This is a genomic window from Pseudoalteromonas sp. Hal040, from assembly GCF_037162425.1.
In the GTDB taxonomy this organism is placed as follows: domain Bacteria; phylum Pseudomonadota; class Gammaproteobacteria; order Enterobacterales; family Alteromonadaceae; genus Pseudoalteromonas; species Pseudoalteromonas gelatinilytica.
On the sequence record NZ_JARLUU010000001.1, the window covers coordinates 1,963,586 to 1,989,662 of the forward strand.

The window sequence follows — 26,077 nt, forward strand, 5'->3', positions numbered from 1 at the left end:
CTTATGTTTTCTCGTTACTTTATAGACAGACCCATTTTTGCGTTTGTTATATCTATTGTTATTGTGCTTGCGGGCCTTGCTGCGATGCGCAGCTTACCTGTGGCGCAATATCCTGAAATAGCGCCACCGGTTGTACAAGTAACCGCAGCCTACCCGGGTGCATCAGCTGATGTACTTGAGCAAACGGTTGCCACACCAATTGAAAATGCTATTACCGGTGTTGAAGGCATGATGTATATGTCATCAACGTCAACCAGTGCAGGTTCAACGACCATCGAAGTTACTTTTGAAATTGGTACTGATGTTGACCAAGCAGCCGTTAACGTAAACAACCGTGTTAAACAAGTTGAAGCCCGTTTGCCTGAAGAAACACGCCGCCAAGGTGTGGTAGTTCAAAAAGGTTCTTCTAGCTTTTTACAAGTTCATGCCTTTTACTCACCAGATGGAACACGTTCAAGTTTATGGACATCAAACTATGTCACTATGAACGTACTTGACCGTGTTAAACGTATTCCTGGCACCACCAGTGTACAAATTTTTGGTGCCAAAGATTACGCAATGCGTATTTGGTTGCGCCCTGATGTAATGAGCCAGTTAGGCGTCACTGTTGAAGAAATTGCAGGGGCAATTCGTGTACAAAACTCGCAATACGCGGCAGGTAAAATTGGTGCCACACCTACTACGCAATCGCCACAAGAGCTTGTTTATAGTGTGACTGCACAAGGGCGGTTGTCTGAGCCTGAGCAATTTGAAAATATCATTATTCGTTCAAACACAGACGGCAGTAGCTTACGCTTAAAAGACGTTGCCCGCGTTGAACTTGGCTCAAAAGATTATAACTTCAAAGGAACGATTAACGGTAAAGAAGCGGTGCTGTTAGGTATCTTCTTGCAACCTGGTGCCAACGCCCTTGATGTAGCTGAAGAAGTAAACAGTGTTATTGAAGAAATGAAAAGTCAGTTCCCTACTGGCCTTGCTCATTTAACGTCATACGACACAACCCGCTTTGTTGAAGTATCAATTCGTGAAGTTGTAAAAACACTGCTTGAAGCCATGGTATTGGTATTCTTGGTAGTGTATTTATTCTTACAAAACTGGCGCGCGACCCTAATACCGACACTTGCAGTGCCAGTATCACTACTAGGCACATTTGCCGGCATGTATATGCTGGGATACTCAATTAACTCACTCACCTTATTCGGCATGGTGTTGTCGATTGGTATTGTTGTTGATGATGCCATCGTGGTACTCGAAAACGTTGAGCGTATCATGCACGAAGAAGGCCTAGGTGCCAGAGACGCCGCCGTTAAAGCGATGGGCGAAGTAAGTGGCCCTGTGGTGGCCATTGTTTTAGTACTTTGTTCAGTGTTTGTACCAATTGCGTTTTTAGGTGGCTTAACCGGTGAGTTATTCCGTCAGTTCGCTATTACTATTTCGATTGCTGTGAGTTTATCGGGTATCGTTGCGTTAACGATGACGCCAGCGCTTTGTGTGCTTATTTTAAAGCAAGAACACAAGCAAACTGCCCGCTTCTTCTTATGGTTTAACGACATGTTTACCAAGATCACAGGCCGTTATGTCGGTGCTGTTGGCTTTATGGTGCGCCGTGGCCTGTTGGGCCTTATCTTAATGACGGGTATGATTGCCGCTACAATTGGCCTTTGGCAAAACACCCCAGGTTCGCTTGTGCCAGATGAAGACCAAGGTTATTACATCTCTGCAATCTTCTTACCTGACGGTTCATCACTTGAGCGCACAGAGCAAGTCACACAGCAAGTTGTTGAGGCCGTACAATCAAACCCAGCGAACGAAAACGTGGTGGCGTTTACCGGTTTTGACTTTATTGGCGGTGGTTACAAAAACAGTGCTGCAACCTTATTCGTGACTCAAAAGCACTGGGATGAGCGTGAAGTTGATACCAAAGCGTTGGTGCAAGAGCTATTCATGAAAACAGCGGGTATTAAAGAGGCACTCGTGCTTGCCTTTAATCCGCCTGCTATTTTTGGTTTAGGTAACACCGGTGGTTTTGAGTTCTACATTCAAAACAAAGGTGATAGCGACCCAGACAAACTTCAACATGCAATGCAATTGATGACAGCTGAAGCACAAAAGAGCCCTATCATTAGTGGCCTGCAAACACTTTGGCGCCCTGATGCACCGCAGCTACGTGTTGATGTTGACCGTGAACAAGCGCGTGCTATGGGTGTCGAAATTGATGATGCGTTCACTGCCCTTGCGGGTAACTTAGGGACTTATTACGTTAACGACTTCAATAAATTTGGTCGCGCATGGCAAGTACTGATGTCTGCAGATGCTGAATTTAGAATGAAGCCTGAAGACATTGGTCGTATCTATGTTAAAAACAATCAAGGTACTATGGTGCCGCTCTCAGCCTTTACCACTATCGAGTATAGCCGTGGGCCTGAAAACCTAAATCGTTATAACAACTTACCTGCGGTTAAACTGATGGGTAATGCAGCTCCGGGTTACAGTTCGGGTCAAGCTATTGCTGAGGTTGAGCGTATTGCGCAAGCAGTATTACCACCTAATATGACCTACGAATGGACAGGCTCTGCATTCCAAGAAAAGCGCAGTTCAGGCACCACAGGGATTGCCTTGGGCCTTGCTGTGATCATGGTATTTTTGATTCTAGCAGCGCTATATGAGCGTTGGTCACTGCCGCTTTCAGTCATGCTTGCCCTGCCATTTGGTACCTTTGGTGCGCTTATAGCGGTTTGGGTCGTTGGAATGACAAACGATGTGTATTTCCAAATTGGTCTGGTAACACTTCTTGGTCTTGCTAGTAAAAATGCGATTCTTATCGTTGAATACGCCTTGATGAAACATCAACAAGGCTGGAGCGCAAGTACTGCCGCTCTTGAGGCTGCAAGGTTACGTTTTAGACCTATCATTATGACTTCGCTTGCATTCATTTTAGGCGTAGTGCCTCTAGTATTGAGCTCTGGCGCAGGTGCAGGTGCACGTCATAGTGTTGGTACGGGTGTCATGGGCGGTATGATGGCCGCAACATTCCTTGCAGTATTCTTTGTGCCGCTGTTCTTTTATTGGTTAACGGCACGTAAGTTAACTGAAAAACGGTCAAGACAAGAGCTTGCTGATGAGATAGCAGAACATCATCAACAAGAACATGTCAAAACCCAAGAGGGTAACCTGTAAAAAATGAAGGGCAAACAATGAGTTTGCCCTTTTTTTGATTATTTGATTACTAGCAATTTACTGCTTCGAACGCTAGTATTAAGGAAAGATGTGTGGAGTGCAGCATGAATAATCAAAAATTAGCCGAATTTGAACAGTTTTTTCAAATCAATGAGAGCAATCGCGTCAACTTATACGCCGTTGAACCTGAAGCTGTGCCAAAAACCAATGCTGAACTCGAAGCGGATATCCCTGCTTTATTTAAACTTGCTAACGAAGTAAACGAACTTGAGCAAACCACCTTACGCCCTCTTCGTAACCTAGGTGATGTAGCTCAAGAGTTAGCGGTGTTCTTACAAGCCCAGTCACGCAAAATTGATTTAATTATGAGCCACATTCTAGCCTCTGAGCAGCCTGAAGATAACACTAACTATTGCGATAGCTACGGTGGTGGCGGTGTAAAACTAACTTCAACAGAAGTGTATGAATTAGGGCAAACATTTCGTACTAAGTTGTTCTTGCAGCACGAAGCATCTGCCATTTATTGCTATACCGAATTAGTCGCCATTGAAAAGTGTGATGATGATAAATACCAATACACATTATTGTTTACAGCGATTCGAGATGCTGACCAAGATTTAGTCGTAAGAGCGGCCTTACATGCTCAAACGCGCCAACTAAAAAAACGTCAACAAGAAAACAAGCAGCAAGACAGTTAAAAATCACGCTTTATCGCGCACAAAAAGCTGACATCTATGGCTAAAATGCTAAACTAGCCCCACCTTAGTTTGTTTATTACCTTCATGAAATTTAGACTTTTACCTGAATGGGCTGAGCAAGATGCCGTCATGCTTACTTGGCCACACCAAGATACTGATTGGGCAGCAAATTTAACTGCTGTTGAGCCTGTGTATGTAGCACTTTGCCAAGCAATAAGCCAACAACAAGATGTTGTTATTGTGGCTCATGATAATGCGCTTAAAGCACATATTGAGGCATTACTTGAAAACGCAGAAGTTGATGCTAAACGCATTCACTTTGTGGTGACACCGTGTAACGATACTTGGGCACGCGACCATGGTCCATTAACCTGTGCGAATATTGATGACGCAACAGAATTAAAAGTAATGGATTTTATTTTTAATGGTTGGGGCAATAAATTTTCAAGTGAACTTGATAACCAAATTAATCAAGTGCTTGTAAAGCAAGTTGCTAATCCTAAAAATGGTTATCAGCAAAGTGAACTGGTTCTTGAAGGCGGTGGCGTTGAAATCAACGAACACGGTGTGCTACTCACAACCAGCGAGTGCTTGTTAAACCCAAATCGTAACCCAGAACTTACAAAAGCAGATATAGAAAAAACGCTGGTTGAGCAACTAGGCGCTACGTCGTTTCTTTGGGTTGATCACGGTTACCTTGCGGGTGATGATACCGACAGCCATATTGATACGCTGGTACGTTTTGCTCCAAACAACACCCTCGTTTATGTACAGTGTGATGATAAAGATGATGAGCACTTTGCAGCCCTTGATGCAATGGAAAAGCAACTGCAATCATTTAAAACAGCTGAGGGTGAAAACTACTCGCTGATTGTCTTACCTTGGCCAAAAGCGGTGTTCAATGAAGATGGTGACAGACTACCTGCCACATACGCTAATTATTTAATTATCAATAAAACCGTTTTAGTACCAATTTATGGTGATGAAAACGACCAATTTGCGCTTGGTCAGGTTGCCAAAGCATACCCAGATCACACTGTGGTGGGTATTAATTGTGTGCCAATTATTCACCAATTTGGCAGCTTACACTGTATTACAATGCAATTACCGCGCGGCTTTTTAGCAGGAACAAATAATGACTAAACCAACGCATTTAAAGGTTGCTCTTGTTCAGCAATCAAACACCGATAATGCTCAAGACAATATGGCAAAATCTATTGCTGGTATTCGTGATGCAGCAAGCCAAGGCGCTAAGCTTATTGTTCTTCAAGAGCTGCACCGTAGTTTGTATTTTTGCCAAACCGAAGATGTAGACGTTTTTGATTTAGCAGAAACAATTCCGGGCCCAAGCACAGACACCTTAGGCGCACTCGCTAAAGAACTCAATGTGGTGATCGTGTCATCATTATTCGAAAAGCGTGCCACAGGTCTTTATCACAATACCGCTGTGGTACTAGAAACTGACGGCAGTATTGCCGGCAAATACCGTAAAATGCATATTCCTGATGACCCAGGTTTTTACGAGAAATTTTACTTCACACCGGGTGATTTAGGTTTTGAGCCTATTCAAACCTCTGTTGGCAAATTAGGCGTATTAGTGTGTTGGGACCAATGGTTCCCAGAGGCGGCACGCTTAATGGCGATGGCTGGTGCTGAAATTTTAATTTACCCAACAGCCATAGGTTGGGACCCGCGTGATGAAAAAGACGAACAAACTCGTCAAAAAGATGCGTGGGTTATTTCACAACGCGCTCATGCAGTTGCCAATGGTGTACCGGTGATCAGCTGTAACCGTGTTGGCCACGAAAGTGATCCAAGCGGTCAAAGTGAAGGTATTCAGTTCTGGGGTAACTCGTTTATCGCGGGCCCTCAAGGTGAAATTTTAGCCGAAGCGAACAACAGCGATGAGCAATTATTAGTTGTTGAATTAGACCAAGCACGTAGTGAAAACATACGTCGAATTTGGCCTTACCTTCGTGATCGTCGTATCGATCACTATCAGGACTTAACGAAGATTTATCGAGACTAAGCAGTAAAAACAGTTTAAAGGAGTAGTAAATGGCGTTTGCGCAATGGGCAGCATTGCCTTGGGTAAAATCTGAAAAAGATAAAATTCAATGGGGACAACTTACCGGTAGCGGGCTTAGCATCGCCATCGCAGAAGGTGTAAAACAACACAACGAGCTGGTTGTGATTGTCACCCCAGATACACCAAGCGCCCTACGCCTTGAAACTGAACTCGAATTTCTGTTGCCTGAAAACCCAGTCATGGTCTTCCCTGACTGGGAAACACTCCCTTACGATCATTTTTCGCCCCATCAAGATATTATTTCAGCGCGCTTAGCCACCTTAAATACCTTAAAAAAAGAACAACAAAGCGTATTAATCGTGCCAGTGTCGACCTTAATGCTGCGTACTGCCCCTGCTTCGTTTATTTATGGTTCAACCCTTAACTTTAAAGTGGGTGATACCTTAGATACACACACACTACGTGAAAACTTAGAACAAGCGGGCTATCTACATGTACAACAAGTGATGGAGCATGGTGAATACGCGATTCGCGGCTCTATCGTTGACTTATACCCTATGGGTAGCCCTCACCCATTTCGTTTAGACTTTTTTGATGATGAGCTCGACAGCATTCGTTTATTTGATGTTGAAAGCCAACGTTCAGATGAAAAGGTCGACAAAATTGAGTTACTGCCAGCTCACGAATTCCCAACTAACGACGCTGACATTGAGCGTTTTCGTATAAATTATCGTGAACAATTTGGCGCAAGCTCTGAGCAAGACTCAATTTATATGCAGGTTACCAAAGGAACCTGGCCAGCCGGTATCGAATATTATATGCCACTGTTTTTTGATGGATTGGCAACCATCTTCGATTACTTACCAAGCAATACGACGTTTATGCATTTTGGCGATATTGAGCATGCTGCTGATCAGTTTTGGCATGATGTGAATGTACGCTATGAAAACCGCCGTGTTGATCCGCTCAGACCTTTACTTGAACCTGTAAAGCTGTATCAAAGCGTTAATGAACTATTTGGTGAGTTTGGTAAATACGCACGTATTCGCTTATCACAAGCCAAGCTAGGCACCAAAGCGGGCCACACCAACCTTGCCAGTAAAGAGCTGCCAAATGTTCGTATTGATCATAAGTTACATGAACCGTATCAAGGTTTAATAAACTACGTTACTAGCGAGAAAAAACAAAAAGGACGTGTACTGCTCTCGGTTGAATCGGACGGCCGCCGCGAATCATTACTCACCTTATTAAAGCCAAGTGGTTTAAAGCTTAAAGAATTTGAATCATTTAGCGATTTTACCAATAGTTCGAGTGATGTTGGCCTAATTGTTTCGCCACTTGAGCAAAGTGTGGTGTTAGACGGTAAACCGCGTTTAACTATAATCACAGAGCAAGAATTATTAGGCATTAAGGTCTCGCAACGTCGACGCCGTAAACACAAATACGAAGCAAGCCAAGATGCGCTTATTCGTAATCTTGCTGAGCTACGCGAAGGCCAACCGATTGTGCATCTTGATCATGGTGTAGGTCGCTACCAAGGCCTTGAAACCATTGATGCTGCCGGTGTGATTACTGAGTTTGTTACGATTATCTACGCCAACGAGGCAAAACTATACGTACCTGTTTCTGCGTTACATATGCTTAGCCGCTATTCAGGTGGTGAAGAGGCCTCTGCCCCGCTCCATAAATTGGGCTCCGATGCATGGGAAAAAGCCAAGAAACGTGCCGCTGAAAAAGTCCGTGATGTGGCTGCTGAACTCTTAGATATTTACGCAAAACGCCAAGCAAAGCCTGGCAATAAATTTAAGCTGGATGGCAGTGCTTATCGACAGTTTAGCGACAGCTTCCCATTTGAAGAAACTGACGATCAACGCAACGCCATTGAGGCTGTGCTCGGTGATATGCAAAGTAAGCAAGCGATGGACCGTTTAGTATGTGGTGACGTTGGCTTTGGTAAAACCGAAGTGGCAATGCGCGCTGCCTTTGTGGCAGTGAATGATAACAAACAAGTTGCGGTACTTGTACCCACCACACTGCTTGCACAGCAACACTATGAAAACTTTAAAGACCGTTTTGCTGATTTACCAATTGAGGTTGGCGTTTTATCGCGCTTTAACTCAACCAAAGAGCAAAAAGACACCCTCGATAAAATGGCTGAGGGTAAAATAGATATCGTTATCGGTACTCACAAGCTTATTCAACAAGATATTCAATTTAAAGATTTGGGCTTATTGATTGTTGACGAAGAGCACCGTTTTGGGGTGCGTCAAAAAGAAAAAATCAAAGCATTACGTGCCGATGTCGATATTTTAACGCTCACAGCAACCCCTATCCCACGTACATTAAATATGGCAATGAGTGGCATGCGTGACCTGTCAATTATTGCCACACCGCCTGCGAAACGTTTAGCGGTTAAAACCTTTGTTAGACAAAGAGATGCAGAGCTTATTCGCGAAGCAATTCTGCGTGAAATTAAACGCGGTGGTCAGGTGTATTTCTTACATAATAATGTTGAAACCATAGACCGAGTTGCTGAAGAAATCAGTGAATGGGTCCCTGAAGCCAGCGTAACAACCGCACATGGTCAAATGCGAGAGCGCGAGCTTGAGCAAATTATGAGTGATTTTTATCACCAGAAATATAACGTGATTGTGTGTACCACCATCATCGAAACTGGTATCGATGTACCGACTGCCAATACCATTATTATGGATAGAGCAGATAAGCTCGGTCTGGCACAGTTGCATCAGTTGCGTGGTCGTGTTGGCCGAAGCCATCACCAAGCGTATGCCTACCTTCTCACTGGTAACCCAAAATCACTTAGTAAAGATGCGGTTAAACGCCTTGAAGCGATTGAATCACTGGAAGACTTGGGTGCAGGTTTTGCACTCGCAACTCATGACTTAGAAATTCGTGGTGCCGGTGAGCTGCTTGGTGATGACCAATCAGGTCAAATGCAAACCATTGGCTTTAGTTTGTATATGGAAATGCTTGAGCAAGCGGTCAACTCGCTCAAAGAAGGTAAAGAGCCAACCCTTGAGAACCTACTCGGTCAGCAAACCGAAGTGGACTTAAAGCTGCCAGCGTTATTGCCTGATGATTATATTCATGATGTCAACGTACGTTTAGGTATCTATAAACGCATTGCAAGCTGTGCTAACCTCAATGATATGGACGAGTTACAGGTAGAGCTGATTGACCGTTTTGGTCTGCTGCCTGACGCCACTAAAAACTTATTCAGTTTGCAGCAATTAAAACTGCAAGCCAGTCATATTGGCATTAAGAAGATTGAAGCAAACCCTAAAGGCGGCTATTTTGAGTTTAGCCAGCATACAAAGGTTAACCCTAGCTTCATTATAGGTTTGATACAAAGTGCACCGCAGGTGTATAAAATGGATGGCGCAAATAAACTGCGCTTTGCAATTAGCGAAGCCAACGCTCGCGAACGCTTAAAAATGGTCACTGCAATGATTGCAGATTTCGAGAAAAAGGTTAGCCATTAATGTTGTTTAGAAATAGTTTACTACTGCTTTGTTGCTTATTTACAAGCTCATCATTTGCAGCACGTTGGTTCGAAATAGAAGTTCTTATTTATAAACAGCGCCCGGCCCCCTATTTACAGGAAGATTTCAGTTTAAAACACGATGAAATCAACGCTAAGCGTAGCAAAGATCTATTAACTCCTGCATACACAGCGCAAGCGAAACAAGCATGTATTGAGGGTGATAGCCGCTTTCGTTCTGATTCATTCACAGACTCTTTAGTGAATAGCAATCCTCACTCAAACGTGTGTGATGACAGTGTTGATTTTTTAGCAAGCTATAATCAACTGCCTGTTACACCTGTTGTTGAACCCCGAGAAGACACAGACGAAATATATTTAATTGCACCAGAACAATTACAGTTTGTTGAGCAAAAAAATCAGCTTGATAGAAAAGGCTTAACACCCATTTTGCACACAGGCTGGCGTTTTCCTGAAATGAGTGAAAAAAGAGCACCGAGTATTCGCCTATTTGCCGGCGATCACTTAGCAAAACACGCAAGTCCAGTAGAGAGTGAAAATAACGATTTTATTAGTTTAGTCGGCCCTACTGAACGCTATATTCCTGAACAATTACAACATGTACCTGAGTGGGAATTAGACGGTTTAATGAAGATTTATGTTCGTCATTACCTATTTATAAACGCAGATTTTGATATTAGTCAGCGCTTAGAAACAGGTGATTACGAAAAAGCTCGTTTTTCACAATTTAAACGTGTGATTAGTAACGAGATACATTATTTTGATCACCCACGTATGGGGATGATCGTGCAAATAAGACGCTACAACCATTAATGGATACAATTATGAAAAAATATATGGCAATTGCAGCAGCGGCTGCAGCACTTACTTTAGCAGGTTGCTCAAAAGTAAATTTAGAGAACTACGAAAAAATTGAAATTGGCATGGATAAAACTGAGGTTGAAGCTATTTTAGGTTCAGCGGATAAGTGTGAAGAAAAAACACTACACACTAACTGTATCTGGGGTAACAAAGATAAAAATATCGAAATTACGCTAGTATCAGACAAAGTATCGCTTTACAGCAAAACGGGTTTAGACGCTAAATAAATCCGAGTGGGTGGCTAAAGCCACCCTTTCATCTTTCATCTTTCATCTTTCATCTTTCATCTTTCATCTTTCAGAATGTCTGTTTGCGAGTAAATACGCTCAATATTGATGATCTTGCTACGATTTAACGTAATCTTGTAACGCTGATACAAAGTCTCTTCTTCACTTTGCGTGAACACTAAAACCACATTTAACTGATAGCGCCTCTCAACAGCCTGCTTAGATATTTTGTTACTATCAAGATGATAAAGCTTACCTTCACCGCGTTTTAAATAACGAGCAAAGGGTGCCAAGCTAAATTGCATGGTTTGTTGCAAGGTGTCGTAGCCAGGTAAAAACTCTTTCGCGTTAACTTGTGTTTCGCTTGCAAAATGCAGCCACTGAGCAGCTTGTTTATTTTGATGACGACGCTTTGAAAAAATTCTTCTGACTGCTTTAGGAATACGTTTAAAGCTGGTGTATTCAAGCCAAATGTATTGGCTGGCTATTTTGTCTTTAGTTATGCTGTTTTTAAACTGAAAACGCCATTTTGGCCGCCCTCTAACGATAGCCCGCCAGATCACCCGTGTGATATCTTCTTTAAATATCTCACGAAGACCGTAAATAACGCCTAAGATCAAAATCAAGGTTGCTGTCACTTCGGTAAAGTTTGAACGTGCATTCAGCACGACAAGCATTACAAAGGCCATAATCACAGCCGTCACCGTGCCCTTCACCATGCGCTTTAAATAACTGTTTAAATGCCGTGTAGTGCGATTGAGTACTACCCCATGCTCAATTAAACGTTGTAAAAGGCGCATTTTATTGGTGATACGGTTGGCATCTTCGAGTGTAGATTGCGAGTTATACTCTTGCTCTTCTCGGTAACTGTTTTCGGCTTTACAAAACTCTAATAGCTCACCACGTTCTTTCGCAAAATCACTGCTGCGCGGCCCTTCATCTAATAACTTCAAAAAAGACTGCTCGACATGCCAGCTTAAGTAGTTATCCGCGTTTTTATAAAAAGGGAGAAGCTTTTCATCATCAGGTGTATAGCGTCTTAGTTTTTTCAGCAAGCCTTTTGTTTGCTCGCACAATTGGATAGCACCAGGATAAAACTCATCGGCTTCTTGGTACTTTAAAGTGTCTTTGATATCTGCATTGAGCGCGAGTCGCACTTGATAACAATACAAGTTTAAGTTTTGTCGATAATCTTGTTGTTCACCTTTGTTTTTACTAACAAAACGGCTTCTAACTAAGGGTAAGTGAATGTTGTTAGCGTTATACGCAAGGTGCGATTTAAAATTGTTGTTAAAGAAAGATTCTTCGCTAAGTGTTTGTGGGTTAACACTCATTTCATTCGGAATGGAAAAATACAGGTCGAGTCGTTGCTCTGTGCGTGGTTTAAGCTCAGGCTCAATAATAAAAGATAAGTTTTCGTCTTGTTTAAGCAATATCACCTCGTTTTTAACTAATGCTCCCTTAGTTTACGCGTTGATAGGCTTTCAGACAATAAAAAAGGCCCAGTAAAAACTGGGCCTTAGTAATCATTTCAAACTAGATTAGAACTTGATGTTCATACCAGCGAAGAAACGACGACCTAGTACATCGTATGTGTACGGGTCAGTGTTTGAGTCATTGTTACCTGAGTAGTAAGGTGCTTGCTTATCGAATAAGTTGTTAACACCTGCAGAGAATGACACTGTGTCGTTCATGATGTATGAACCACTGATGTCGTGGTATACAACAGTACCAACGCTTGGTACTAAACACTCGCTGTCGTCAGCAAGACAAGAGTAGCTGTCTAAGCCGTCGATCATACGTGCTTGGTATTGTGCATCCCAGTTGTCGCCAGACGCGTTAAGAGTGAAGTTAGACTTAACTTTCGCGTAGCTACCGATACCTGAAGTTACAAGACCTGTGTAATCGATTGTGCTTGTGCCTGAATCAACGATGTACTCATCAAGAATAGTTACATCAAGACCTGTGCGCCAGTTAAGACCTGCAGCTTCAAATGCATACTTGAAGTTTACGTCGTAACCTTTAGTAGATTCATTACCAATGTTTTGTAATTGGTTGTTGAAGCTAATACGGCCAGTACTTTGGTTGAAGTTGATTGCAGAAGACTGACATAGTGCAGTATCTTGGTTCTTGTATGCACCAGTAGAAGCATCAAGACAGTTTTCAACGATGTATTGGTTGTTTACGCTTGAAATTGAGTTTTCGATTTCGATTTCATAGTAGTCAACTGTCATTGAGAAACCGTCGAACCACTCTGGAGCGTATACGAAACCAGCTGTTACTGTATCAGCAAGCTCTGGCGTTAATTGGTCGTTACCACCAACAGTTACTTCAGCTTGGTCTTGTGCACCAGGGAAGCTAACTTGTTCGAATGAAGGTGATTTACCTTGGTAAAGCTCAGATACTGTAGGAGCACGGAATGCAGTTGAACGAACAGCACGTAGCATTAACTCGTCGTTTACACGCCAAGTTAGACCTAGTTTCCAAGTCTCGTCTGAACCAAATGTGCTGTAATCGAATGCACGAACAGCAGCGCTTAAATCAACCATTTGTGCAAATGGTGCGTCAGCTAGTAGTGGAACCGCAAATTCAACGTACGCTTCGTTAACGTCGAAACGACCACCAGTTGGTTCAACACGTGGGTCATTTGCAAGACCTTGTGAAGTTAGTGAATCTGGAACGTACCATGCTTTTTCTTCACGACGCTCGATACCCGTCGCGAAACCAACGTAACCTGCAGGAAGTTCCATTACTTCACCGTTAAGGCCAGCAGAGATCACTAGTAATTGGCTACCACCTGAGTTGTTTTCAGTGTAGTTGTATTGTGCAAGGTTGCTACCTGACCAATCAGATTGGTTTAGTGGGTTGAAGTCACCCGCTTCGATTGCGTCTTGGATTGAACCCATGTTAAGTAGGTTAGTTGCGCGGTCAACTGAGTCGTTACGACCGAATACTACTGAAGTATCCCAGCCCCAACCGTTGTCGAATGCACCGTCAAGACCAACTACTGCACGTACTGTGTCAACTACTTGCTCATAACCACGAGGACCTACGTCAGTCATACGACGACCGTAAGAGATTTCTTCACCATCAGCTACGCCGTGAGAAAGAAGTGAATCACCCATAGTTGCTGCATCGTAAGTGAAGTCAAACCATACTGGCTGTGGAGCCATTTGTTGAGTTGACCAACGCTTAGAGTAAGTGAATTCTGACACTAAACGAGTATCGTCAGTTAAATCAAAGTGACCAATACCTGTTAGGTTTAAACGACGCATTGGTGTGTAAAGGTAGCTAGTTGCTGAGTAGTTGTATGCATCACCAGCTGAAGTGAAGTCGTGCCACTCGCCGTCAGCTTGACCTTGTAAGCTTGCATTTTCAGCCCAAACGTGACCGAAAGGCGTGTAAGAAGAACCACCACAGTAGAAGCTACCGTTTTCGTAATCTTCTTCGATTGGACAATCAGAGAAATCACGGTCTGCTTGTGAAGCATCGCCACGGTCAGTGTATTGTAAACCAATTACAACGTTACCACGGTCAAAGCTTGAACCCATAGTGATATCGAAAGACGTTTCGTCTGCATCGCCTTCACCAGTGATAGCACCGTTAAGGTTCATGTCTAGACCTTCGAAGTCGTCTTTTAAGATGATGTTAACAACACCAGCTACTGCGTCAGTACCGTATACAGCAGATGCGCCGTCTTTTAGTACTTCAACTTGCTTGATCATTGATACTGGGATTGTGTTTAAGTCAACAGTTGATGCTGCGCCAGTACCAGAGTTGATCATACGACGACCGTTTACTAGTACTAGAGTACGTTGTGCACCTAAACCACGTAGGTCAACACGTGCGTTACCACCTGAACCGTTGTTAACAGCAGGGTTAGTCATCGCACCGCTTGCTGCAGTCATTTTTTGTAGAACGCCATCGATGCTAGATGCACCCATTGCTTTGATGTCATCTGCGCCGATTAAAGTTACAGGACTAGACGTCTCCATATCGGTACGCTTAATGCGAGAACCTGTAACTTGAATTTTTTCAATAGACTCTGCTGCATCATCAGCAGCTAAAACTTGCATGCTTGAGAACATTGGGATTGCTGATACAACAGCTAAACCAAGAATTGATTTTTTCATGTGAAAACCCTACTTGTTGGAAATTTACCTTTAGTCAGGTAGCGCTCGTTATTATTAGAATCACGAGTCAGCGGAGGGCAACTTAGGCGCAGTTAACTGAACGAAAACTGAATGGTAGATTAAATAAAAAACAGCAATAAATTACAGTTTCCATTTTAGGTAAAAAGGTTTCACCATGTATCAATGTTAACAGAAAAAAACACTAGAAAATCAGGCAAGTAATAAACTTAAGAACCAAAAAAAACACGATTGAAATCAATTGCACGCACTTTGTAATCAAGTGTAACTAACACCTAATTAGTGCTACAAATGAAATTTTTACAAGTTGATCACACAACGTTATAAAAACCGTAAAGGCTGAGTAAGACTGCTAACCATAGTTATTCACTAAAATTAACTAAATAGACAAAGTTAGCCTGTTTAACAGTGCATTAGAGGATGATTTTTAGGTTTTGTTCCGATTGTTTGTAATTTCACACAAACAAACGACCAATGAAGAGAATTTAAATAGAAAAAGATGACCGGGTCATGACATTGCTCACAGTGTTAATTAAGTTTGTAACACGGTGAGCAAGCAAAAATTGGCTTAGTGAGACTGCAGAGAATCGAAATAATAAAATAGTGTTTGCGGCTGATCGTCTGCATTAATATAAGTAACAGTCATTTTCCAAGTCATTACTGACTCAGAACACGCTCCTACCATGGTATCAGCGACCCAATGTTGATCTGATTTTTTAAACTGCAGTGGAATAAACCCCATGTACATAGTGACACCTTCGAGTTTTGCAGAAAGGTTTCTTACATCACTTGGCACCTTTAGGTTAATTGTAAACGGCGTTTCTGGGCTTATATCAGAATTGCTTAGCCAGATTTCATCATTATTAGGATAATTACAACGGCTGTTATTTTCGCAACTTGTAGTTGTGCTGCCCTCTTCTATACTTTGGCTATCACATGCAGCTAAAAATACACTGAAAAGGAAAACGGGTAATAAACTAGTTCGCACTCTATTTGCCTGTATAAAATAAAAGCGGATACTAGAGAGCTACCCGCGAAAAGACAACCATGCTAAATGGAATAAGCTAATAAAAATACAATCTCTGACAAAAAATAACCAACAAAGCGTTAAAATTTGATTGATGTCATAATTTTATGCAATTGACCTATCTTTTTAAGGTCAAAAATTTTATCATTTCCATCGCAAAAATAAGGGTTTCTCGAGTTTGTTTTCTGAAGCTAACATCTTTAGCTAGCTTTAGGTAACACGCTTGTGAAGTAATAGTAGGCCCCACTTTTTATGAAAGTGGGTAATTCATTTCTAAAACGCATTAATTGCAGCGGAAGCCAGAAAATGAGCCAAACAGTAGCATCACAAACTGAGTACAATTATAAAGTTGTACGCCAATTCGCTATTATGACAGTGATTTGGGGCATCGTTGGCATGAGTGTTGGGGTTCTGATTGCTGCCCAATTAGCTTGGCCAGCTCTTAACTTTGATACACCATGGTTAACTTACTCTCGACTACGTCCGTTACACACGAACGCAGTAATTTTCGCATTTGGTACAAGTGCACTTTTTGCGACGTCTTATTACGTCGTTCAACGTACATGTCAAACGCGCCTTTTCTCAGATAAACTAGCAGCCTTCACCTTCTGGGGTTGGCAACTTGTTATCGTACTAGCAGCGATTACCTTACCTTTAGGTATCACAAGCTCAAAAGAATACGCAGAACTTGAATGGCCAATCGATATTCTTATCGCGATTGTTTGGGTTACTTACGCAGTTGTATTCTTTGGTACGTTAATCAAGCGTAAAGTATCGCACATCTACGTTGCGAACTGGTTCTACGCTGGTTTCATCATTACTGTTGCCGTTTTACACATTGTAAACAGCATGGCAATTCCAGTTTCACTTACTAAATCATACTCTATCTACGCAGGTGCTGTAGATGCAATGGTTCAGTGGTGGTACGGTCACAACGCTGTTGGTTTCTTATTAACTGCTGGTTTCTTAGGTATGATGTACTACTTCGTACCAAAACAAGCAGGTCGCCCTGTTTATTCTTACCGTTTATCGGTAGTTCACTTCTGGGCACTTGTTTCTTTATACATCTGGGCAGGTCCTCACCACCTACACTACACTGCGCTTCCAGACTGGACGCAAAGCTTAGGTATGGTTATGTCAGTTATCCTATTCGTTCCATCTTGGGGTGGTATGATCAACGGTATCATGACGTTATCAGGTGCTTGGCATAAACTACGTACTGACCCAGTATTACGTTTCTTAGTTGTTTCTCTATCTTTCTACGGTATGTCTACGTTCGAAGGCCCAATGATGGCTATCAAGTCAGTTAACGCGCTTTCTCACTACACTGACTGGACTGTAGGTCACGTACACTCAGGTGCACTAGGTTGGGTTGCAATGATTTCTATCGGTGCTATCTACCACCTTATCCCTGCACTATTCTCACAAGGCCGTATGTTCAGTGTTAAATTAGTTAACACGCACTTCTGGTTACACACTGTGGGTGTTGTTCTATACATCGTAGCAATGTGGATCTCAGGTGTAATGCAAGGTCTAATGTGGCGTGCAGTAAACTCTGACGGTACGTTAATGTACAGCTTTGTACAATCGTTAGAAGCTTCTCACCCATTCTATATCATGCGTTTCCTAGGCGGTGTATTCATCGTAACTGGTATGCTAATTATGGCTTACAACGTTTATCGTACAGTGACAGCGAAAAAAGACTCGCTTCAACTAGACGCTGACGCACAATTGGCATAATGGAGTAGGACGATGAGCAATAATAATTCACAAAACAAACACGAAATAGTCGAAAAGAACGTTGGCCTTATGGCTATCTTGACTGTTTTTGCTATCAGCTTTGGTGCACTTGTTGAGATTACTCCACTAATGTTCCAAGACGATACGACTAAACCTGTTGACGGCTTACGCCCTCTTACAGCGTTAGAAATGGAAGGCCGCGATATCTACGTGCGTGAAGGTTGTTACAACTGTCACTCACAAATGATTCGTCCTTTCCGTGACGAGGTTGAGCGTTACGGTCACTACTCTGTAGCTGGTGAAACAGTATGGGATCACCCATTCCAATGGGGTTCAAAACGTACTGGTCCTGACCTAGCTCGTGTTGGTGAGCGTTACTCAGACGATTGGCACCATGCTCACTTAATGGATCCGCGTGCCGTGGTTCCTGAGTCAAACATGCCAGCGTTTCCTTGGTTAGACGAAAACAGAGTTGATACAACCCATACTCTTAAAAAGCTTCAAATATTCCGTGATAGCTTCGGAATTGATAAATCAAGCGACCGTTACGACGGTAAAGGTTACGGAAGTGACGAAGAGCTACAAGCTGACATTGCGAAAATCGAAGCCATGAACGATGGTAAAGGCGCAACTGAAATGCAAGCTCTAATCGCTTACTTACAACAGCTTGGCACACACTTGAAGTAATTATTATGGATTACGGAACATACAGAGGCATTTTGACTCTGGTAATTTTAGTACTGTTTATTGTGATTGTTGTATGGGCATACAGCAAGCGTAGCAAAAGCCGATTTGATAACGCTGCTAATGCCATTTTTGAAGATGAAAAAAACACAACAACACAATCTCTAACGAGGAAAAGGAGTCTGAGAAATGACTAGCTTTTGGAGTATTTGGGTTATCGTATTAACCCTTGCGTGTCTTGCTATCATCTTCGGCCTACTTCTGTGGAACTTAAAAAACTACGCAGGTGTGAAAGAAGGCGAGAGCTGTGGTCACGAGTTTGACGGCATTGAAGAACTAAACAATCCACTTCCAAAGTGGTGGACATACATGTTCTTCGCAACATTCATTTGGTCTGTCTATTACCTTGCAGCTTACCCAGGTTTAGGTAACTGGGAAGGTTTAGGTAAATGGACAAGTTCTAACCAAGGTATTACTTCTTTAGCTGAGTCTAAAGAAGCGACTGAACAAGCATTAGCTAACGGTGAGAACGTTCAATTAGACCAAGAGTATATCGCTGCTGATGAGCGTTTTGGCCCAATCTTTGAGTCATTTGCTAAGCAAGATATTGAAGCACTAGTAAAAGATGAAAAAGCGCTTGAAATTGGTCAACGTTTATTCTCACAAAACTGTGCACAGTGTCATGGTTCAGATGCACGTGGTGGTCAAGGCTTCCCTAACCTAACTGATAAAGATTGGTTATATGGCGGTACACCAGACAAGATCAAAGAAACGCTTCTTTACGGTCGTGTTGCTGCGATGCCACCTTGGGGTGCTGCACTTGGCGAGCAAGGTGTTAAAGAAATGACAGCTCACGTACTTAGCCTTTCTGGCCGTACAGTTAACCAAAAAGACGCTGCTGCAGGTGCTGCTAAGTTTGCAATGTGTGCTGCGTGTCACGGTGCTGACGGTAAAGGTTCTGTTGCACACAACTTACCATTTGGTGCGCCTAACCTAACAGATAACATCTGGTTATACGGTGGTTCTAAACGTGCTGTTGAAGAAACACTTATGAATGGCCGCGCCGGTGTAATGCCAGCATGGAAAGACATTCTTGGTGAAGATAAAGTTCACCTATTAACAGCGTACGTTTACAGCTTATCGCAAGATAAATAACCACGCGGTTAATAAAATGTATAAACAATTAATCTTTTAATTCAATAGATTAATTAAGATCAAAAAAGCCTCCATCTGGAGGCTTTTTTTAGTCTTTTGCTTTTAGATCCGATAAAATGCGTACAACGTTTTTAAAGGTATAAGTCTATGAAACCCACTCCTTGGTATAAAAACTTTTGGCCATGGTTTTTAATCTCTTTTCCACTTGCAGCTATCATCGGCTGTGCTGGTCTTATTTATATGGCAATTGGCAACGGCCCAGATATGGTTGTTGACGATTATTATAAAAAAGGCAAAGCAATCAACCTTGAACTCAGTAAATTTAATAAAGCTAAAGCGCTTTATTTACATGGCGATTTAAATATTACTAACGACAAAGTCACGTTCACTTTTACGAAAGGTGATGCTAGTAATGTTCATTCTTTAAAAATGTCATTTTATCATCGCACCATTAAAGCCAATGACTTTGATGTGAGCTTAATGAAAAACGCCCATGGTGATTTCACTGCCCTACTCGACACCCACGTTGATGGTGCATACACAGTGTTTATTGAACCAATCGATAATAGTTGGAAACTTAAAGAAGATGTAATTCTGCCAACTGAAAAAACGATTTCGATTAGCCCTGAATATAAGTAGTAAACTCTAATGTCCGATAATTGCTTTCATTGTCTTGAAAGTGTGCCAAAAGGCTTTAATGCGACTGTCGAAATAGACGGTAAGGCACAACCTATGTGTTGTATTGGTTGCCAAACGGTTGCTGAGAATATCGTCGCCCAAGGCATGACCGATTACTATAAATTTAGAACTGTGCGCTCTGGAAAGGTTGAACAACTTGTTCCAGAGCAGCTTGAATTGATTAAAAGTTACGATAACGAAGATATTCAAGACGAGTTTATTTCAGCCACGAATGATTTATCAGAAGTGCTATTAACAGTTGAAGGCATCACCTGTGCTGCCTGTGCTTGGTTAATCGAAAAACAACTACTTAACTTAAAAGCGATAAAACGTGTTGATGTAAATACTTCGACCAACCGTGCCATGATCCAATGGGATAAATCGGTTACACCGCTTAGCCAAATTATCACCTCATTACACGAAATCGGCTATAAAGCCTACCCGTTTCAGGCAGACCTTGAAGCGAGTCAAAAACAACAAGCCGCAAAAGCATACATCCGCCGTTTAGGGGTTGCGGGTCTGATGACCATGCAAGTTATGATGTTCGCCTTTGCTATGTATTTTGGCATGTTTTCGGGCATGGAAGAGAACTTCGAGCAGTATTTTCGCTGGATAAGCCTAGTGCTTGCGTCACCGGTAATTCTTTACAGTGCCCTGCCATTCTTAACCAATGCCATTAATGGTTTAAAAGCCAAACAGCTGAATATGGACTTACCTGTTTCATTAGCGATTTTTGGTGCCTATGGAGCCAGCTGTTATGCCACGTTAATGTCGGTTGGCGAAGTATATTTTGAATCTATCTGTATGTTTACCTTCTTATTATTATTGGGTAAATATTTAGAATTTAGAGCTCGTTTAAAAGCCAGTGAGTTTACCGCTAACTTGCAAAAGTTATTGCCTCTTACTGCTCGTATTATCGATGAGAATAATCAAGAATCAATTATTGCGGCTAAAAAGCTAAAACTGCGTGATGTTGTGTTGATCAAAGCAGGTGAAACCATTCCTGCTGATGGTGTTGTTACAAAAGGCAAAACCACGGTTGATGAAGCCATGATGACAGGTGAGCATCAACCCGTTAATAAGTTTATCAGCCATCAAGTTTACGCAGGCACTATTAACCATGATGGTGTGATCAGTATAGAGATCAACAAAATAGGTCAAAATACTCTGCTTAATCAAATTATTAAGTTACAACACACCGCGTTAACTAAGCGTCCGCGATTAGTCGAAATCACGGATAAAGTCGCGCAGTGGTTTGTTGCTTGTTTATTACTGTTCGCCTCAATTACAGCGATTGGTTGGTATCAAATAGACCCCGAACATGCCTTTTGGGTCACTATTTCGGTGCTTGTTGCAACCTGTCCTTGTGCACTGAGCTTAGCGATCCCTACAGCCCTTACCTGTGCAGTAGCAAGCTTAACAAAGCGTGGAATTTTAATTAAGCAAGCCCACGTATTAGAAACGCTACCGCAACTAACCGATATTGCCTTTGATAAAACAGGCACCCTGACCCAAGGTCGTTTCACTATAGAGCGTGTTGAACTAGTAAATAGCCAGTACAGTGAAGCAGATGCATTACGACTAGCAGCACAACTTGAAAGCTTCTCTGAGCACCCTATTGCTAATGCATTTGCAACTTACAATGACTCAGTTAATCCGATTGAGAATGTCACAATCGAACCTGGTAAAGGCATCACCGCAGAACTTAACGAACAACATATCGCGATAGGTAAAAGCGGTTGGTTCGATACCGAAAAAGCAGATGCGCAAGCAACCTTGTATATCGATAAACAAATTGTGGCGCGCTTTTACTTAGCAGATAGCCTTCGCGGTAATGCAGATAAGTTGATCGCTGAATTACATTCGCAACAGATAAAATGCCATATGTTAACGGGTGATGCGTCGAACAGTGGTGAGCGAATTGCAAAACAATTAAATTTAGATACCGTGCATGCAGCATGTAGCCCACGTGACAAACAAACCCATGTCGAAGCACTTGCCAGTAAAGGTGCCATTGTTGCTATGGTGGGTGATGGCGTGAATGACAGCCCTGTATTTGCCAGTGCGCATTTATCGATTGCGATGGAAACCGGCGCTGATATTTCCAAAAACAGTGCCGATGTGGTATTACTCAATAGTGATCTAACCGCCATAGAGCATTTGCTCACAGTGTCGAAAAAGACCCGCCGTATTGTTAAGCAAAACTTGGCATTATCACTTATTTACAATGGTTCGATTTTACCATTGGCAGCCCTTGGTCTTGTTGCTCCTTGGATGGCTGTAATTGGTATGTCTGCAAGCTCCATTTTGGTTATTACCAACTCATTAAGGTTATTAAAACTATGAGTATCATCTACATGCTTATCCCGATTGCCATTTTATTTGTGCTGATTGCTATTGGGGTGTTCTTTTGGGCTGTTAAAAGCGAACAATTTTCTGATTTAAACAAACAGGGCCACAGTATCCTGTTCGAAGACGATAAAGAGCAGCACAACAAAAGTAATGATTGATCCGCTGTTTATTAGTGCATTTGTAATGGGGTTGCTAGGCAGTGGTCATTGCCTAGCTATGTGTGGCGGCATTGCCAGTAGTTTACAGCTTGCCGCGAATAAAAACCGTGCTGTCAGTTTTTCTGTTGCTTATAACCTTGGCCGTGCGCTTAGTTATATGTTTGCTGGCGCGCTAGTCGCTGGAATTAGCAGTCGTTTTGCAGCGCAAAATACCACGATTTCAATAGCCTTATCGTTTTTAAGTGGTATTTTCATGCTACTTGTTGGGGTTTATATTATGCGCTTAGCAGCAACCCTACAGTGGCTAGAAAAGCTTGGCAAAACCTTAATATGGCAGCATCTAGCGAAGCTCAATCGTTATTTGTTACCGGTTGATACAACCCCAAAAGCCCTGCTATATGGCGCTTTATGGGGCTGGTTGCCCTGTGGTTTAGTTTATTCAGCGCTAACCTGGGCTCTCACTAGCCCATCAGCCTTACATGGTGCAGGTGTTATGTTGTTTTTCGCGTTAGGAACCTTTCCTGCGATGATAAGCGTAGGTCTAGTCAGCCAGAAAATAAACACTATTTTCAACCATGTTTGGACTAGGGTTATTCTAGGCAGCGTAATAATATGGTACGGTATATACTTATTAATTATAGCAACCGATAAGCTAGTTCATTAATCTTACGGGTTGTTAACTTATTTGAATGGATTTGATGTATGGACTTCTCACAAAACAAGTCAAAAGGCTTATGCACAATTAGCTGTAATAATTGCAGTATCAGCCAGCTATGTTTGCCATTTTCATTAAACGGTCAAGAAATGGATCGTCTCGATGAAATCATCGAACGTAAGAAACCACTGCATAAAGGTGATTATTTATTTGAATCTGGCGAAAGCTTAAATGCCATTTATGCGGTACGCTCAGGTTCGTTTAAGTCTTACACTTTGTCAGAACAAGGTGATGAGCAAATTACTGGTTTTCATCTAGCGGGTGATTTGGTTGGTTTCGATGCAATTAACAAAATGGCTCATCAAAGCTTTTCACAAGCCCTTGAAACTTCAATGGTATGTGAAATTCCATTCGATACGCTCGATGAATTAGCGGGTAAATTACCTAAGCTACGCCAACAAATTATGCGTTTAATGAGTAATGAAATTAACTATGACCAAGAAATGTTATTGTTACTCAATAAAAAGTCAGCTGAAGAGCGTCTAGCCAGTTTTATTTATAATCTTGCAGAGCGTTTTGGTGAGCGTGGTTTTTCGCGTAAAGAATTCCGTTTAACCATGACACGTGGTGAAATCGGTAACTATTTAGGTCTGACAGTTGAAACAATTAGCCGCCTTTTAAGCCGCTTCCAAAAAGCAGGTTTAATCAAGGTAGAAGGTAAATTTATCACCATTTTGGACCAACAAGCGCTTGCTGCGACAGCGGCGATTAAATGTAAATAGAGTTTGATTTAACGCAACTTTCTATTGTTTGCCCCTTTAACTGTTCTAAATTTAGGTTACACTCAAAGTACTACTTTTTGCGGAACAGTTAAGGAGCAGCACATGGACGCAATTAAACGAATTTTAGCAGTTATAGACCCAACCAAAGAGCAGCAACACAGTTTAAGCCGCTCAATTGATCTAGCCAAAAAATCTGGCGCGACCATCACCGCTTTCCTCAGTATCTACGACTTCTCTTATGAAATGACCACTATGCTTTCTGCTGATGAGCGTGAAGCAATGCGAGAAGCCGTTATAAAAGACCGCCAAGAATGGTTAAATGAGCAAATTGCCCTTTACCCAGAGCTTACCATTGATAGCTGCGTGGTTTGGCATAATCGCCCTTACGAAGCCATTATCAATACCGTGATCAACGATGGTTTTGACCTTGTTATAAAAGGCACTCATCAACACGATACGCTTAAATCAGTTATTTTCACCCCTACTGACTGGCACCTCATTCGTAAGTGCCCTGCTCCAGTTTTACTTGTTAAAGAGAAAGAGTGGCCAGCAAAAGGGAATATTTTAGCTGCAGTAAACGCAGTGAGTGAGAATGAACAACACCTTGAACTTAACAAACGTATTATTAATGATGCTCGCTTCATTTGTGATTTAGCGGATGCCACGCTTAACCTTGTGAATGCCTACCCAGCAACTCCAGTCAATATCGCGATTGAAATCCCTGAATTCAACCCAGGTGTTTATAACGAATCAGTTAAGAAGCATCACTATGAATCAACGCTCTCGTTAGCTGAAGGCTTTGCTATTGACCAAGCTCATTGCCATATTGAAGAAGGCTTACCAGAAGATGTTATTCCTGATGTTGCAGCGCGCTTAAACAGCGAGTTAGTAGTGATTGGTACTGTCGGCCGTACTGGCTTAAGTGCTGCACTTGTCGGTAACACAGCAGAGCACGTCATTGATAGCCTTGACTGCGATGTGTTAGCGTTAAAACCAGATGGCTATGTAAGCCCACTTGCTAAGTAACCTATTGAATAGAGATTAAAAAAGCCCCAGTTTGGGGCTTTTTTATATACAGTTTGGAATTTTTATATATTTGTTACATCAATAAATAATGATTCATCAATGTTTGTCGAAGAGACCACCGCCTCGCTAAAATCATAGCTTTCACGATTGCCTTCTCTATCAAGTGGTAAATTTTCAAAATCAAATAAGTTTCTGTCTGCAAGCTGACTTGGGCTGACATTCTGTAAAGACTTAAAGATACTTTCAACTCGACCAGGGGTTTTCTTATCCCACTCTGTCAGCATAGCTTTGATTGATTGACGCTGCAGGTTTTCTTGTGAACCACATAAATTACAAGGAATGATTGGGAAATCTTTGTGTTCGGCGTATTTAATTAAATCTTTTTCACGGCAATAAGACAACGGACGAATGACCACGTTACGTTCATCATCAGAGCGTAATTTCGGTGGCATAGCTTTTAGTCGTGAACCATGGAACATATTTAAGAACATTGTCTCAACGATATCATCCATGTGATGACCAAGTGCTAGTTTTGTTGCACCAATTTTTTCTGCAAATGAATAAAGTGTGCCGCGACGAAGTCGTGAACACAGACCACAGGTAGTTTTGCCCTCTGGTACTTTTTCTTTTACAACTGAGTAAGTATCTTTATCAACGATGTAATACGGGATATTTAGCGTTTCAAAGTAATCAGGCAAGATATGCTCTGGAAAACCTGGTTGCTTCTGATCAAGGTTTACCGCAATCACTTCAAATTTAATTGGCGCTGCTTTTTGTAAATTAAGCAAAATATCTAGCATTGCAAAAGAATCTTTTCCACCACTGATACATGCCATAACAACATCACCGTCTTCGATCATGTTGTAATCCGTAATCGCGGTACCAACATGCCTTCTTAGACGCTTTTGAAGTTTATTAAATTCAAGAGTTTCTTTTCTAGTATCAGTTTGATTCATTTGCTCTGCTCATACAGGCTTTACTAAGCCATGTTTCATAGTAAAAAGTTCGGCGTGGATTATACGGACTTTTTGAGTGAGTTGAAATGATTAGCGTGGGATAATTAAAGCGCTTCACTGAAGAAGGTAGCACGTAAAGCAAAGCGCTTTAGGAATAGACTCAAAGGATTATGAATTTATAGGCTAAAAGCTTTAATT

General features: G+C 42.0%; 20 protein-coding genes and 1 pseudogene. 17 read left to right on the plus strand and 4 right to left on the minus strand.

Annotation, left to right across the window (positions count from 1 at the left end; genetic code table 11):
- The first annotated feature begins 3 nt into the window (after positions 1 to 3).
- The 7 genes from P4S60_RS08840 (at position 4) to P4S60_RS08870 (ending at position 10,515) form a co-directional block, all read left to right on the plus strand.
- Positions 4 to 3,177 (plus strand): efflux RND transporter permease subunit, encoded by a 3,174-nt coding sequence (locus P4S60_RS08840; protein WP_337115711.1) that lies wholly within the window; start codon positions 4 to 6, stop codon positions 3,175 to 3,177.
- Positions 3,178 to 3,281: 104 nt separating this feature from the next.
- A complete protein-coding gene (locus tag P4S60_RS08845) occupies positions 3,282 to 3,875 on the plus strand; it encodes a PilZ domain-containing protein (protein ID WP_337115712.1) in 594 nt (197 codons plus the stop codon).
- 84 nt (positions 3,876 to 3,959) lie between these two features.
- On the plus strand, positions 3,960 to 5,018 hold the full coding sequence (locus tag P4S60_RS08850; RefSeq protein WP_337115713.1) for an agmatine deiminase family protein: 1,059 nt from the start codon (positions 3,960 to 3,962) through the stop codon (positions 5,016 to 5,018).
- Entirely contained in the window at positions 5,011 to 5,904 is an 894-nt protein-coding gene (locus P4S60_RS08855; RefSeq protein WP_054553061.1) for a carbon-nitrogen hydrolase, read from the plus strand. The genes P4S60_RS08850 and P4S60_RS08855 overlap by 8 nt, the downstream gene beginning before the upstream one ends.
- A 29-nt stretch (positions 5,905 to 5,933) precedes the next feature.
- Complete coding sequence (mfd, locus tag P4S60_RS08860) at positions 5,934 to 9,407, plus strand: transcription-repair coupling factor (protein ID WP_337115714.1); 3,474 nt, start codon at positions 5,934 to 5,936, stop codon at positions 9,405 to 9,407.
- The gene (locus P4S60_RS08865; protein WP_337115715.1) at positions 9,407 to 10,240 is read left to right on the plus strand and encodes a peptidoglycan binding protein CsiV; all 834 of its coding nucleotides are present in this window, start codon (positions 9,407 to 9,409) and stop codon (positions 10,238 to 10,240) included. The genes mfd and P4S60_RS08865 overlap by 1 nt, the downstream gene beginning before the upstream one ends.
- Positions 10,241 to 10,251: 11 nt before the next feature.
- Positions 10,252 to 10,515, plus strand: a complete 264-nt coding sequence (locus tag P4S60_RS08870; protein ID WP_055198739.1) for a hypothetical protein — start codon at positions 10,252 to 10,254, stop codon at positions 10,513 to 10,515.
- A 56-nt stretch (positions 10,516 to 10,571) separates the two neighbouring features.
- Here P4S60_RS08870 and P4S60_RS08875 read toward each other — a convergent pair whose 3' ends face one another.
- The 3 genes from P4S60_RS08875 to P4S60_RS08885 form a co-directional block, all read right to left on the minus strand.
- Positions 10,572 to 11,948, minus strand: coding sequence for a hypothetical protein (locus P4S60_RS08875; RefSeq protein WP_337115716.1), 1,377 nt, complete (start codon positions 11,946 to 11,948; stop codon positions 10,572 to 10,574).
- Between the two features lie 108 nt (positions 11,949 to 12,056).
- Positions 12,057 to 14,648 (minus strand): TonB-dependent receptor plug domain-containing protein, encoded by a 2,592-nt coding sequence (locus P4S60_RS08880; RefSeq protein WP_337115717.1) that lies wholly within the window; start codon positions 14,646 to 14,648, stop codon positions 12,057 to 12,059.
- Between the two features lie 586 nt (positions 14,649 to 15,234).
- Positions 15,235 to 15,654 (minus strand): hypothetical protein, encoded by a 420-nt coding sequence (locus P4S60_RS08885; RefSeq protein ID WP_337115718.1) that lies wholly within the window; start codon positions 15,652 to 15,654, stop codon positions 15,235 to 15,237.
- A gap of 345 nt (positions 15,655 to 15,999) precedes the next feature.
- Here P4S60_RS08885 and ccoN point away from each other — a divergent pair, with 345 nt between their 5' ends.
- From ccoN to uspE, 10 genes and pseudogenes are all read left to right on the plus strand, one after another.
- Positions 16,000 to 17,433, plus strand: coding sequence for a cytochrome-c oxidase, cbb3-type subunit I (gene ccoN, locus P4S60_RS08890; protein ID WP_063704817.1), 1,434 nt, complete (start codon positions 16,000 to 16,002; stop codon positions 17,431 to 17,433).
- A 12-nt stretch (positions 17,434 to 17,445) separates the two neighbouring features.
- Complete coding sequence (gene ccoO / locus P4S60_RS08895) at positions 17,446 to 18,120, plus strand: cytochrome-c oxidase, cbb3-type subunit II (RefSeq protein ID WP_063704815.1); 675 nt, start codon at positions 17,446 to 17,448, stop codon at positions 18,118 to 18,120.
- A 5-nt stretch (positions 18,121 to 18,125) separates the two neighbouring features.
- Positions 18,126 to 18,310, plus strand: a pseudogene (locus P4S60_RS08900) (cbb3-type cytochrome oxidase subunit 3).
- Positions 18,307 to 19,272, plus strand: coding sequence for a cytochrome-c oxidase, cbb3-type subunit III (ccoP, locus tag P4S60_RS08905; RefSeq protein ID WP_063704813.1), 966 nt, complete (start codon positions 18,307 to 18,309; stop codon positions 19,270 to 19,272). Before P4S60_RS08900 ends, ccoP begins: the two are co-directional and overlap by 4 nt.
- A 147-nt stretch (positions 19,273 to 19,419) precedes the next feature.
- Positions 19,420 to 19,911: a FixH family protein gene (locus tag P4S60_RS08910; RefSeq protein WP_105180938.1), complete on the plus strand. Its 492-nt coding sequence runs from the start codon at positions 19,420 to 19,422 to the stop codon at positions 19,909 to 19,911.
- A gap of 9 nt (positions 19,912 to 19,920) precedes the next feature.
- Positions 19,921 to 22,296 carry a heavy metal translocating P-type ATPase gene (locus P4S60_RS08915; RefSeq protein ID WP_337115719.1) on the plus strand — a complete coding sequence of 792 codons (2,376 nt, stop codon included), beginning with the start codon at positions 19,921 to 19,923 and terminating at the stop codon, positions 22,294 to 22,296.
- Complete coding sequence (gene ccoS / locus P4S60_RS08920) at positions 22,293 to 22,460, plus strand: cbb3-type cytochrome oxidase assembly protein CcoS (protein WP_054553052.1); 168 nt, start codon at positions 22,293 to 22,295, stop codon at positions 22,458 to 22,460. Before P4S60_RS08915 ends, ccoS begins: the two co-directional genes overlap by 4 nt.
- Positions 22,453 to 23,124, plus strand: a complete 672-nt coding sequence (locus P4S60_RS08925) for a sulfite exporter TauE/SafE family protein (RefSeq protein ID WP_337115720.1) — start codon at positions 22,453 to 22,455, stop codon at positions 23,122 to 23,124. Before ccoS ends, P4S60_RS08925 begins: the two co-directional genes overlap by 8 nt.
- Positions 23,125 to 23,162: 38 nt before the next feature.
- Complete coding sequence (locus tag P4S60_RS08930) at positions 23,163 to 23,897, plus strand: FNR family transcription factor (protein ID WP_063704804.1); 735 nt, start codon at positions 23,163 to 23,165, stop codon at positions 23,895 to 23,897.
- A 102-nt stretch (positions 23,898 to 23,999) separates the two neighbouring features.
- A complete protein-coding gene (gene uspE, locus P4S60_RS08935; protein ID WP_337115721.1) occupies positions 24,000 to 24,923 on the plus strand; it encodes a universal stress protein UspE in 924 nt (307 codons plus the stop codon).
- Between the two features lie 62 nt (positions 24,924 to 24,985).
- Here the strand turns inward: uspE and ttcA are convergent, their stop codons facing one another.
- A complete protein-coding gene (gene ttcA / locus P4S60_RS08940; protein WP_054553048.1) occupies positions 24,986 to 25,879 on the minus strand; it encodes a tRNA 2-thiocytidine(32) synthetase TtcA in 894 nt (297 codons plus the stop codon).
- Between the last annotated feature and the right edge of the window lie 198 nt (positions 25,880 to 26,077).

What these genes read in the sequence shown, in the direction of transcription:
- P4S60_RS08840 (WP_337115711.1), top strand. Translation starts at nt 4, where the DNA reads ATGTTTTCTCGTTACTTTATAGACAGACCCATTTTTGCGTTTGTTATA.
- P4S60_RS08845 (WP_337115712.1), top strand. Translation starts at nt 3,282, where the DNA reads ATGAATAATCAAAAATTAGCCGAATTTGAACAGTTTTTTCAAATCAAT.
- P4S60_RS08850 (WP_337115713.1), top strand. Translation starts at nt 3,960, where the DNA reads ATGAAATTTAGACTTTTACCTGAATGGGCTGAGCAAGATGCCGTCATG.
- P4S60_RS08855 (WP_054553061.1), top strand. Translation starts at nt 5,011, where the DNA reads ATGACTAAACCAACGCATTTAAAGGTTGCTCTTGTTCAGCAATCAAAC.
- mfd (WP_337115714.1), top strand. Translation starts at nt 5,934, where the DNA reads ATGGCGTTTGCGCAATGGGCAGCATTGCCTTGGGTAAAATCTGAAAAA.
- P4S60_RS08865 (WP_337115715.1), top strand. Translation starts at nt 9,407, where the DNA reads ATGTTGTTTAGAAATAGTTTACTACTGCTTTGTTGCTTATTTACAAGC.
- P4S60_RS08870 (WP_055198739.1), top strand. Translation starts at nt 10,252, where the DNA reads ATGAAAAAATATATGGCAATTGCAGCAGCGGCTGCAGCACTTACTTTA.
- P4S60_RS08880 (WP_337115717.1), bottom strand. Translation starts at nt 14,648, where the DNA reads ATGAAAAAATCAATTCTTGGTTTAGCTGTTGTATCAGCAATCCCAATG.
- ccoN (WP_063704817.1), top strand. Translation starts at nt 16,000, where the DNA reads ATGAGCCAAACAGTAGCATCACAAACTGAGTACAATTATAAAGTTGTA.
- ccoO (WP_063704815.1), top strand. Translation starts at nt 17,446, where the DNA reads ATGAGCAATAATAATTCACAAAACAAACACGAAATAGTCGAAAAGAAC.
- ccoP (WP_063704813.1), top strand. Translation starts at nt 18,307, where the DNA reads ATGACTAGCTTTTGGAGTATTTGGGTTATCGTATTAACCCTTGCGTGT.
- P4S60_RS08910 (WP_105180938.1), top strand. Translation starts at nt 19,420, where the DNA reads ATGAAACCCACTCCTTGGTATAAAAACTTTTGGCCATGGTTTTTAATC.
- P4S60_RS08915 (WP_337115719.1), top strand. Translation starts at nt 19,921, where the DNA reads ATGTCCGATAATTGCTTTCATTGTCTTGAAAGTGTGCCAAAAGGCTTT.
- ccoS (WP_054553052.1), top strand. Translation starts at nt 22,293, where the DNA reads ATGAGTATCATCTACATGCTTATCCCGATTGCCATTTTATTTGTGCTG.
- P4S60_RS08925 (WP_337115720.1), top strand. Translation starts at nt 22,453, where the DNA reads ATGATTGATCCGCTGTTTATTAGTGCATTTGTAATGGGGTTGCTAGGC.
- P4S60_RS08930 (WP_063704804.1), top strand. Translation starts at nt 23,163, where the DNA reads ATGGACTTCTCACAAAACAAGTCAAAAGGCTTATGCACAATTAGCTGT.
- uspE (WP_337115721.1), top strand. Translation starts at nt 24,000, where the DNA reads ATGGACGCAATTAAACGAATTTTAGCAGTTATAGACCCAACCAAAGAG.
- ttcA (WP_054553048.1), bottom strand. Translation starts at nt 25,879, where the DNA reads ATGAATCAAACTGATACTAGAAAAGAAACTCTTGAATTTAATAAACTT.